Raw genomic sequence first — 9720 nt, 5'->3', positions numbered from 1 at the left:
ATCCCGGCATCGCCGGAGACGGTCAGCTGCCACTCCTCATCCGGCGCCGGATAGGCGCGGAACGTCACAGCGGTGGAACCTTCCCGGTAGACCTCCACGATCGACGCATCGATCAGGATCCGTAGGCAACGTTCGGTTTCCGCCGCATACACCTCACGGAGGCCCGACGGCGACACCAGGTTCAGCGCCACCCGCACGGCCCCGCGCGGCGAGACGGCAGCCTCTGCTGCCGACGGCAGATCCGTCACGGCACTGGACTCAAGCACACGACGGCGGTAACCCACCAGTTCCCGCGCGGGTTCCACAACCAATGAGTCACCGACAATCCGCAGCTCCCGCGGCAGGGTGAGCATTCCGGCCCACCCCGCAGCGTCGACCTCCTCGGGAGTCCGCGATTCCCAGGACCAACCCCACAGCAGAACACGGTCCTCGGTCTGGACGGCCTGCGGAGCGTAGAAGTCGGGCCCATCATCGGTCGATGCGCAAGAGTCCGGTTCGAAGATGGGGCGACCTGCGCCGTCGTCGTTCATGGAACCGATCAGATGCGCCACCCCGGAAAGGTGATGTGCTCCGTTCTGCCGCTTCCAGAGGGAGACAATCAGAACCCAGCGACCGTCGATTTGAACCAGCTGGGGGCATTCCCAGATGTTCGCCTGCGCTCGGGCCGCGGCGGGATGTCCGGTGGTCAACCAGATGTCCAGGTACGTCCAGGCTGAGAGGTTCGTGGCGTCGTAGAGCAACAGGGCGCCGCGGCCGTCCGAGAGGCCGGCACCTTGAATGGCATACCGGGTACCTCCCCAGTTGAAGAGGAAAGGATCGCGAACGTCGGTGACCGAAGGATCGGCCGGCATGCCGGCAGCCACCTCTCCGCCTTGCGTCCAGGTGCGCAGGTCAGCGGAACCACGTGCGAGGGTGACCTGTGACTTTCCGCTGTGGTCCTGAACGCCGCTGTATACGGCTGTGGGGACGCCGTCGTCGTCGGCCATGACACCGGACCAGCAGCCGGCCGCGTCGGGACCGCCGGCCTGCGGCCGAAGCGCAATGGGCTCGATGTCCCAGCTCAGCAGGTCCGATGAGCTGACGTGGCCCCACGCGATAGCGGAATGCCGGGCAGAGTCCGGATTGTGCTGGAAGAAGACATGCCAGCGCCCATTGCGGTAGCAGATGCCGTTCGGGTCATTGAGCCAGCCCTGACGGGGTCGGGGATGAAGGGCCGGAAAGGCCCGATCGACGGCGACGGCGGGAGGTACGAGGGAGTTCACAGAGTTCCTTTGCGTGTGTTTTCGTTACTACTTGCTGGCGCCGGCGGTCAGGCCTTCGCGAAGGGTTCGCTGGCCGAAGATGAAGACCACCAGCGCGGGGATCATGGAGAGGATGACGCCGGCAAGCACAACGGAGATGCTGCCGGTGCCGAGGTTGCCCTGCAGCGTGACCAGCCCAAGCGGGAGGGTGTAGTTCTCCTGGGAGATGGTCAGGATCAGTGGCCGGAAGAACTCGTTCCAGTGGAAGTTGAAGGCCAGGATGCCCACGATCGCCATCCCGGGCACTGCCAGCGGTGCGTAGACGGAACGGAACGTGCGCCACGGGGAAGCGCCGTCAAGGGATGCCGCCTCCGCGAAATCATTCGGCAGTCCCAGAAAGTACTGCCGCATCAGGAAGGTACCGAACGCGGTGGGGATGGCGGGAAGGATCAGCGCCAGGAGGGTATCGGACAGTCCCATGCCGCGGATCAGCATGAAAACCGGCACGATCGTCACCTGCACCGGAACCATCATGGTGGCCAGCACAATCGAGAACAGTGCGTTCTTGCCCTTGAAGCTCAGGCGGGCGAAGGCGTAGCCGGCGAGCGCCGCCGTCGTCATCTGCCCTACGGCGATCAGGAGGGTCACCAGGGCGCTGTTCAGCACCAGGAGGATCATGTCTACCTGCTGGAAGACCTGGGCGTAGGAGGAGAAGTCGGGGTTGAGCGGCAGGAACTGCGGGGGGAGGTTGAAGGACTCCGACGGCGTCCGGAGCGACGTGGACAGTGTCCACAGGACCGGGCCGAGCGTCAGTGCTGCGGCCACCAGGAGGACGGCGATCCGGAGGGCGGTGCCGGGACGGGGCAGGCGGGTCTTGCGGGGTTGGATCAGGGTGCTCATGCTCGGGTTCCTCACTGGTAAAAGACGAATCGGCGGCTGAGCCGGAACTGGAGAGCTGTGATGGCCATGATGAGCATCATGAGCACCAGCCCGATGGCGGAGGCCCGTCCGAACTCGAGCTGCTGAAACGCCGACTCGAAGATGACCATCACCGCAGTCCGCGTGCTGTCGCCAGGTCCGCCGCGGGTCAGGACGTATGGCTGGTCGAACACCTGCAGGGCGCTGATGATCGCCATGACGGAAGCCACCAGAACGGTGGGGCTCAGGAGCGGCAGGGTGACATTGACGAACTGCCGCCACCCGGTGGCTCCGTCGAGGGCTGAGGCCTCGTGAAGCTCCTTGGGTATTGAAGCCAGCCCACCGACAAAAAGCAGGAACGAGAACCCGAAGTTCTGCCACACATACACCAGCACGACGACGGCGGCGGCCCCACCTGAGGTGGTCAGCCACGGAACCGCCGGAACGCCGACCACGGAAAGCATCCAGTTCACGACGCCGAACTGCTCATTGAACAGGTAGCCCATGAAGATGGACACGGATGCTGCCGAGAGAATCAGTGGGAAGAAGAAGGCCGAACGGAAGAAGACCCGCAGCCAGTTGGGCATCCTGCCCTGGATTGCGACGGCGAGCACCATGGCAATTCCGAGCTGCAGCGTCACCGCCACAATCACGAAGACGATCGTGTTGAGGAAGGAGACCCGGACGGTTGGGTCGCTCACGATGTCAGCGAAGTTGCTGAATCCCACGAACTCGGGGGCGGAGATGATGTCCCAGCGGAAGAAGGCCAGCAGGACTGAGGCGAGGATGGGCACGATCGTGAAGATGGCCATGCCGATCACGGTGGGGGCGAGGAAAAGCGGTGCAATCAGGCGTTCCGCCATGGACTTGTTCTGCCGTGTGGACCGTTTTCGTGCCGCGGGTGCCGCCGTCGTCGTCGGGTTGGATGGGGTTTTGAGTGTTGGGGCGCTCATTGGTTGCTCCTCAGTGCAAGTTCGAGGTCACGCTGCAGGCTTCCCATCGCGGAGCGCACCTGGGCGGACGACCCACTGACAGCAACCGAGACGTTCTTCATAAGGGCGGTTTCCACAGCGGCCTGCTGGGGTGGGGCGGGAATGGGTCCGGAGGTCGGGAAGCGGTCGAGGGTGTCGTAGAAGACCTTCCAGTGCTCCGGTCCAGTCGATGCGTACAGGGACTGGTTCACCATTGAGCGCCGCGTAGGCGTGGTGTTAGGTGTCGGGAACGCAAGCTCCATGGCGGGCTTGGACGCGCAGAACTTCACCCATTCCCAGGCTGCGTCCTTGTCCTTGGCGGTACGCATGATCGCGTAGCCCGCAGCACCGAACTGGTGCCTCTGGGTGCGCCAGCGGGGGAAGAACTGGACGTCGAAGTCATCGGCACCCATGCCGGCCTCATGAAGACCCTGCACCCAGTAGCCTCCGGCGGGGGTTGCGCCGATACGGCTGCTGGCGAAGAGGCCAACCAGTGCGTTGCCGCCGCCTCCCTCAGGCCGCACACCCAGGCCTTCCGCGACGAGTTCCCGTAGGTAATCGAAGGTCTCGATGACCCGGGGGTCCTCTGCGTTCGGTGTCTCCCAGAGATAGCCGCCGCTGCGAAGGGATCGGGTGGGGTCTTTCGAGTAGAAGCGGTCCCAAAACCAGTCGCCTCCGGTCGCCTTCTCCTCCGCGAGGAAGCTGGTGTCATTCGCGTACAGCCATGGGACCACTCCGCCGAAGAGGCGGTTGGTCCAGTAGTAGGGAGTGAAGCTGCCGTCCGTCGTCGACTTCATGGCGCGCATGACCGCCGTGAAGTCCTCGTTGGTCCAGTCGTCGGCTGGCCTGTCGAGCCCTGCGCGCTGGAGGGCGCTGGTGTTCAGGTACATGTTGGCGGCGTTCCAGTCCAGCGGCAGCTGGTAGAGGCTGCCGCGGTACATGAACGCCTCGATGAGGCTGGGGTGGACGTCCTGGAAGTACTCCTGAATGTCCGCGGCGTCGCGCGTCAGATAGGGATCGAGCGGTTCGGCCAGTTTCTTGGCGAACAGCTGGGCGCCCTCGGTAGCGACGTAGACGACGTCGGGCGGGTTCCCGGCAGCGACCATGGTGAGGATCTTGGAGAAGAAGTCACGCCAGTCAGCGCCCTGGATTGCCTGGATGCGAACCGGGATATCCGGATGCAGGCTCGTGAACTCGTCGACAAGGGCCTGGCGGGCAGCGGCGTCGGCCGAGGTACCCAGGATCGCCACGTTGAGTGCTGTGCTGTTTCGGCCGGGGATATCGGCGCCGGTGAGCCTCGGCCAGGCGCCAACCGTTGCCCCAACGGCGCCGATGCCGAGGGCTCCGAGGAGGGTGCGCCGTGACAGGTCGCCGGCTCGGGCGAGAGTGGAGTTGCCCTGCCCGGATGATTGCGTGGACGTCATCGTCGATCCTTTCTAACACGTGTTAGGAAGGCTACTCGCCGCACCTGACACGTGTCAAGGGTCACATTTGAAGGACTTCGCCGAGCTGATGGCCACCCCGCATCGAGTGGGCGCTGAGGACAACTCTCAAGCCGAACGAAGGTTGCCAGCGCCCACTCGATGCTCGAAAGGACGGGATAACCGCGCGAGGTGACGAAATTTGCGGTCATCCCACCCAGCAGATGGCACACGATGGCATGCTTGGTCCCATGGCTAATCGAGCAGGCACCGTTGCCCAACCCAGCGACCTCGTTGATGTAGGCGCCCTTCTGGACGCGTACTTTGATTCCAAACCCGATCTGACGGACCCGGCCCAGAGGGTAGCCTTCGGGACGTCCGGCCACCGCGGGTCGTCCCTGAAGTCATCCTTCAACGAAGGCCACATCGCCGCGATCACACAGGCGATAGTTGAGTATCGGGCAGGCCAAGGAATCACCGGCCCGCTGTTCATGGGCAAGGACACGCACGCCCTGTCCGAACCCGCCCAGAACACGGCCCTCGAGGTGCTCGCCGCCAACAACGTGGCCGTTCGCATCGACGCACGCGGCGCTTACACGCCCACCCCGGCTCTCTCGCACGCCATCCTTGCCTACAACGGTTCACGAACGGACCGGGCAGACGGCATTGTCATCACTCCTTCGCACAATCCCCCTGCCGACGGCGGCTTCAAGTACAACCCACCTCACGGCGGGCCCGCGGACTCCGACGCCACCAACTGGATCGCAGCCCGCGCCAATGAACTGCTCGAGAATGACCTGCGTGATGTCAAGCGCCTCCCCACCGCCCAGGCCCAGCAGGCGGACTCCATCGGTACGTATGACTTCCTCCAGCACTACGTCGAAGATCTGCCGAATGTGTTGAACCTTGAAGCGATCCGAAGTGCGGGCGTGCGCATCGGTGCTGATCCCATGGGCGGGGCATCGGTCGATTACTGGGGTGCCATCGGGGAGCGGCACAACCTCGACCTCACCGTGGTGAACCCAACCGTCGACCCGCAATGGGCGTTCATGACCCTCGATTGGGACGAGAAAATCCGTATGGACTGCTCTTCCCCCCACGCCATGGCCTCGCTGATCAAACGGGCAACGGACTACGACATCTCCACAGGCAACGACGCCGACGCGGACCGCCACGGCATCGTCACCCCGGATTCCGGCCTGATGAATCCCAACCACTACCTCGCCGTCGCCATCGACTACCTGTACCGGAACCGCCCGCAGTGGCGACAGGACGCGATGATCGGCAAGACACTGGTCTCCTCGTCGATCATTGACCGAGTCGCCGCTGATCTTGGCCGGGTGCTCGAGGAAGTTCCGGTCGGCTTCAAGTGGTTTGTTCCCGGGCTCGTGTCCGGTGAAGTGGGCTTCGGCGGAGAGGAGTCAGCCGGCGCGTCCTTCCTCCGCCATGATGGTTCAGCCTGGAGTACCGACAAGGACGGTATTCTCCTCGCGCTCCTTGCGGCGGAGATCACGGCTGTCTCCGGGCGCACCCCGTCGCAGCACTATGAGGGCCTTACCCAGCGATTCGGTTCCCCCGTCTACGCGCGGATCGATGCCGCCGCTACGCGCGAACAGAAGTCGGCGCTGGGCAAGCTGTCGCCGTCGGACGTGGCAGCGACCACCCTGGCGGGGGAAGAAATCACCGCACGCCTGACTGAAGCGCCCGGCAATGGTGCGCCGATCGGCGGGCTCAAGGTCACCACCGAGAATGCCTGGTTCGCTGCGCGCCCCTCAGGAACAGAGGACGTCTACAAAATCTACGCAGAGTCTTTCCTTGGCGCGGACCATTTAAGGCGCGTGCAGGAGGAAGCCAAAGCCCTGGTGGACGGTGTAATCGCCTGACCTCCCGGGGGCCTTTCTCGCGTAGGATTTCCGGAGATCCCCCAATCCCCGGAAGGCACCGCCATGAGCAGACTCGGAACGAACTGGACGCTGCACGGAGACGGTCGCAACGTGCAGCCAGGGCGGTTCGTCGCACCCGATGAGAGGCTGAGCTGGCCTCGGACCGTCGGCATCGGCGCACAGCACGTTGTTGCGATGTTCGGTGCAACGTTCCTGGTGCCGCTGTTGACCGGCTTCCCGCCGTCCACCACCCTGCTCTTCTCGGGGCTGGGGACCCTGCTTTTCCTGGTCATCACGGCAGGCAGGGTCCCCAGTTACCTCGGGTCGAGCTTCGCATTCATCGCGCCGATCGCTGCGGCTCAGAGTCAACACGGTCCGGCGGGCGCACTGGGTGGCGTTGTCATGGCAGGTGTCGTCCTGGCCCTGATCGGATTGGTGGTCCACTGGGCCGGCGCGCGGTGGATTCAGGTCTTGATGCCGCCAATCGTCACGGGTGCGATCGTCGCCCTGATCGGCCTCAACCTTGCTCCGACCGCGAAAGCCAGCTTCGAGCAGGCTCCCGTGACCGCTCTCGTCACGGTCGCCTCGATCCTGTTGGTCACCGTGCTCTTCAAGGGGATCTTGGGCCGCCTGTCCATCCTCATCGGCGTGCTGGTCGGGTACCTCGTAGCCGTACTGCGCGGTGAAGTGGACTTCACCGCGATCAACGATGCCGCGTGGTTCGGCCTGCCGGCGTTCATGACGCCGGAATTCCACCTTTCCGTGGTCGGGCTGTTCGTGCCGGTGGTCCTTGTTCTGGTGGCTGAGAATATTGGCCACGTGAAGTCGGTTGCCGCAATGACAAACCGCGACCTGGATCCGATCACAGGTCGCGCACTCATGGCGGACGGCCTGGCTACCGTCCTCGCGGGGTCCGGCGGAGGGTCCGGCACCACCACGTACGCCGAGAATATCGGCGTCATGGCCGCGTCACGCGTGTACTCAACCGCCGCCTACTGGGTCGCCGGAATCATCGCTGTGCTCCTCAGCCTCTTCCCTAAGTTCGGGGCGCTCATCGCAACGGTTCCTGCCGGCGTACTGGGGGGTGCCGGCGTCGTGCTCTACGGCATGATCGGCATCCTCGGGGTGCGCATCTGGGTCCAGAACAGGGTCGATTTTTCGAATCCAATCAACCTATCGACGGCGGGCGTCGCGTTGGTGGTGGGCATTGCCAACTTCACCTGGACTGTCGGTGCGCTGACCTTCGAGGGAATTGCGCTGGGGACTGCGGCGACGCTCCTTATTTTCCACGGAATGAGCGCAATTGCGCGGGTACGGGGTAGCGAACACGTCGCCGGGCCCGACGAGATTGAGGCGGAAGACCACGGCACGCGGCCGTCCAAACTCGGGTAAATTCTCACAAGCTCCGAAGGGTATACCACGGCAACCTAGTAATCAGTAGGCTTCCTATTACCCGTTTTTGTGGCTAGTGTGTGAACACCAGATCGGCATGTTGTCTCCCCGGGGCTCGGCCGATGTTCCCCACCTCGGAGGCATTGATGGAAGAAACCCTCAGAAGCGGCCTGGCCACGGTCGTGGAATTCGTTCCAAAGCTGCTGCTGTTCCTGGTCATCCTGATTGTCGGGCTGCTGATCGCCAAGGCAATCTCCAAGGCACTGTCCAAGCTCCTCGAGCGGGTCGGCTTCGACCGGGCCGTCGAGCGCGGCGGAGTCAAGAAGGCGCTTGCGAAGTCCTCACTGGACGCGAGCGACATCATCGCCAAGATCGTCTACTACACGCTCGTTCTGTTCGTCCTGCAGTTCGCCTTCGGGGTCTTCGGACCGAATCCGGTCAGCGACCTGCTGCGTGGCATCATTGCCTTCCTGCCGAAGATCATCGTTGCAATCATCATCGTGATCATTGCTGCAGCCATCGCTGCAGCGGTCAAGAGCCTCATCCAGAACACCCTCGGCGGGCTCTCCTACGGCAAAGTTCTGGCGAACATCGCTAGCATCTTCATCCTCGGTCTGGGCATCATCGCCGCCCTGAACCAGGTGGAAATCGCTACCACCGTCACCACCCCTATCCTCATCGCCGTCCTTTCGGCGGTTGTCGGAGTGATCATCGTCGGCGTCGGCGGTGGCCTGATCAAGCCGATGTCCCAGCGCTGGGAGCACTACCTCAACAAGGCAGAAGAGGAAGCGCCCCGCCTCAAGGCCGAGGCCCAGAACTCACCCTCGGCCTCGCAGCAGCTCAAGGGAGCTACCGAGAAGGCCAAGGCCACGAACCAACCCAATAAATCCGGCGCACACCGCGTCTGATCGCAGAACTCCCATCGCAGTACCCATGCACCACCACTGAAAAGGAGAAAAACATGATTTCCCAGGACAACATCTCGCAGATCCTCGAATCCGGCGGCAAGGTCATCGATAACGACGGCGACAAGATCGGCTCAGTCGGGCAGATCTACGTCGACGATCACACCGGAAACCCGAGCTGGGTCACAGTCAACACCGGCCTCTTCGGCTCGAACGAATCCTTCGCACCCCTCGAAGGAGCCTCGCTCGAGGGTCACGACGTTCGCATCGGTTACTCCAAAGCCAAGGTGAAGGATGCCCCCAACGTGGCACCGGACGGCCACCTGAGCGAGCAGGAGGAGAGTGAGCTCTACCGCTACTACGGCATCTCGGCCGGTGGAGCCGGCGGATACGACGGTGACAGCGCCAACTACACCACCGGCACCACCGGTGACTACGACTCCAGCCGCACTGACTACGAGTCCGACCGTGCCACCGTTGGACACGACACGTCCGGTCCCACCACCGACGACGCGATGACCCGTTCCGAGGAGCAGCTCCACGTCGGTACGGAGCGCCGTGAGGCCGGCCGTGCACGCCTGCGCAAGTACGTCGTCACGGAGAACGTCACCAAGACGGTTCCCGTGCAGCGCGAAGAGGTCCGCATCGAACGCGAGCCGATCACTGACGCCAACCGGGACGAAGCCTACGCCGGCCCCGCCATCAGCGAGGAAGAGCACGAAGTTGTTCTCCACGAGGAGCGCCCGGTCGTCGAGAAGGAAGCCGTTCCTGTGGAGCGGGTTCGCCTCGACAAGGAAACCGTCACTGAGCAGCACACCGTCAATGAGGAAGTTCGCAAGGAGCAGATCGACACCGACGACGTCGATGGCATCCGTGACGGTCGCTAGCTAGCACCCCACGACAGGCAAACGGCCCACCTCCTTCGGGAGGTGGGCCGTTGCTGTGACGGGCCATCCTCGCCTACCGTGGTCCCGCGCCGGACCCGCCTG

8 protein-coding genes are annotated in these 9720 nt (G+C 63.7%); 4 read left to right on the top strand and 4 right to left on the bottom strand.

Annotated features, from left to right (window positions below; all coding sequences use genetic code 11):
- The 4 genes from RIF85_RS04965 to RIF85_RS04950 all read right to left on the bottom strand — a co-directional run.
- On the bottom strand, positions 1-1262 hold a 1262-nt coding region (locus RIF85_RS04965; RefSeq protein WP_309070805.1), incomplete at its 3' end, for a glycoside hydrolase family 32 protein.
- Between the two features lie 27 nt (positions 1263-1289).
- The gene (locus tag RIF85_RS04960) at positions 1290-2141 is read right to left on the bottom strand and encodes a carbohydrate ABC transporter permease (RefSeq protein ID WP_309070804.1); all 852 of its coding nucleotides are present in this window, start codon (positions 2139-2141) and stop codon (positions 1290-1292) included.
- Between the two features lie 11 nt (positions 2142-2152).
- Entirely contained in the window at positions 2153-3022 is an 870-nt protein-coding gene (locus RIF85_RS04955) for a sugar ABC transporter permease (protein WP_309070807.1), read from the bottom strand.
- An 86-nt stretch (positions 3023-3108) separates the two neighbouring features.
- The gene (locus RIF85_RS04950; protein WP_309070803.1) at positions 3109-4554 is read right to left on the bottom strand and encodes an extracellular solute-binding protein; all 1446 of its coding nucleotides are present in this window, start codon (positions 4552-4554) and stop codon (positions 3109-3111) included.
- A 248-nt stretch (positions 4555-4802) separates the two neighbouring features.
- On the opposite strand from RIF85_RS04950, the gene pgm reads away from it, so the two are divergent.
- The 4 genes from pgm to RIF85_RS04930 all read left to right on the top strand — a co-directional run bounded on the left by pgm (position 4803) and on the right by RIF85_RS04930 (position 9618).
- Positions 4803-6434 (top strand): phosphoglucomutase (alpha-D-glucose-1,6-bisphosphate-dependent), encoded by a 1632-nt coding sequence (gene pgm, locus RIF85_RS04945; protein ID WP_309070802.1) that lies wholly within the window; start codon positions 4803-4805, stop codon positions 6432-6434.
- Positions 6435-6497: 63 nt separating this feature from the next.
- A complete protein-coding gene (locus RIF85_RS04940) occupies positions 6498-7826 on the top strand; it encodes a solute carrier family 23 protein (protein ID WP_309070801.1) in 1329 nt (442 codons plus the stop codon).
- A 146-nt stretch (positions 7827-7972) separates the two neighbouring features.
- Positions 7973-8734 carry a hypothetical protein gene (locus tag RIF85_RS04935; protein ID WP_309070800.1) on the top strand — a complete coding sequence of 254 codons (762 nt, stop codon included), beginning with the start codon at positions 7973-7975 and terminating at the stop codon, positions 8732-8734.
- A 53-nt stretch (positions 8735-8787) separates the two neighbouring features.
- Positions 8788-9618: a PRC and DUF2382 domain-containing protein gene (locus RIF85_RS04930; RefSeq protein ID WP_309070799.1), complete on the top strand. Its 831-nt coding sequence runs from the start codon at positions 8788-8790 to the stop codon at positions 9616-9618.
- The last annotated feature ends 102 nt before the right edge of the window (positions 9619-9720 follow it).

The sequence above is a fragment of the Arthrobacter sp. genome (assembly GCF_031179385.1).
Lineage (GTDB): Bacteria > Actinomycetota > Actinomycetes > Actinomycetales > Micrococcaceae > Arthrobacter_D.
Note: the sequence above shows the minus strand (reverse complement) of the source record. Positions and strands in the feature narration are given on the sequence as shown.

Bases quoted from the DNA above. Each gene is read 5' to 3' on its own strand.
- RIF85_RS04960 (WP_309070804.1), bottom strand. From the start codon at position 2,141: ATGAGCACCCTGATCCAACCCCGCAAGACCCGCCTGCCCCGTCCCGGC.
- RIF85_RS04930 (WP_309070799.1), top strand. From the start codon at position 8,788: ATGATTTCCCAGGACAACATCTCGCAGATCCTCGAATCCGGCGGCAAG.
- RIF85_RS04940 (WP_309070801.1), top strand. From the start codon at position 6,498: ATGAGCAGACTCGGAACGAACTGGACGCTGCACGGAGACGGTCGCAAC.
- pgm (WP_309070802.1), top strand. From the start codon at position 4,803: ATGGCTAATCGAGCAGGCACCGTTGCCCAACCCAGCGACCTCGTTGAT.
- RIF85_RS04950 (WP_309070803.1), bottom strand. From the start codon at position 4,554: ATGACGTCCACGCAATCATCCGGGCAGGGCAACTCCACTCTCGCCCGA.
- RIF85_RS04955 (WP_309070807.1), bottom strand. From the start codon at position 3,022: ATGGCGGAACGCCTGATTGCACCGCTTTTCCTCGCCCCCACCGTGATC.
- RIF85_RS04935 (WP_309070800.1), top strand. From the start codon at position 7,973: ATGGAAGAAACCCTCAGAAGCGGCCTGGCCACGGTCGTGGAATTCGTT.